Origin of the sequence: Limosilactobacillus vaginalis DSM 5837 = ATCC 49540 (genome assembly GCF_000159435.1) — a bacterium.
Taxonomy (GTDB): domain Bacteria; phylum Bacillota; class Bacilli; order Lactobacillales; family Lactobacillaceae; genus Limosilactobacillus; species Limosilactobacillus vaginalis.
Genome location: NZ_GG693435.1, coordinates 1 through 693, shown reverse-complemented (window position 1 = coordinate 693; position 693 = coordinate 1). Strand labels below are relative to the sequence as shown.

Below are 693 nucleotides of genomic sequence, written 5' to 3'. Positions count from 1 at the left end.
TTTATATAATTATTTATATAGAAAGGAGATATACTTTGTTTCATAACAACTGGATCGTAATTTGTTTTTAAAAGTTTACTTAGCTTAAATGAAAAATCATCTTTATCGCCTTTTTTATATAATTCCCCGTTAATTGAAGGCTGAATAATACTATTCGGTCCATCAATAGAACTAGACAAACAAGGTAATCCTCTAGAAATTGCTTCTAGTAAAACCATTGGAAGTCCCTCATAAGAAGACGTTAATATTAATGCATCTGCTTGTTGTATACTCGCCCAAGTATTAGTCTTCCATCCTTCCCAGAAAACTTTATTCTTCAATTTTGGGTATTTTTGATCTAAATATCTTTGGCACTTGTCCTTATCTACCCCTTCACCAATAACTCTCAACGTCCAATTATTAAAATTAAGATGAGCTAAGTTATCAATAAGTTCTTTAATATCTTTTTGTCCTTCGTAAGTTATTCTTCCTACATAAATAAATTCATTATTTTTCTTTCGTGTAATAACATTACTACTTAGTTTTACAGGATTATAAATTTTATATATATTACTTTTGTTACCTAAATTTAATTCTAATAACTGCCTGCAAATGCCATCACTTATGGCTAAATGATAATCAGTCAAATTAAGGAATCGAGTATTTACATATTCCAAATTAAAATGAATCCAAGAATATATTATGTAATTACAC

At 28.0% G+C, this 693-nt stretch carries 1 protein-coding gene; it reads right to left on the bottom strand.

The genetic code is table 11. The annotated features are described in order from the left end of the window. A partial coding sequence (locus tag HMPREF0549_RS08885) for a glycosyltransferase (protein WP_204365212.1) occupies positions 1-656 on the bottom strand: 656 nt, incomplete at its 3' end. Between the last annotated feature and the right edge of the window lie 37 nt (positions 657-693).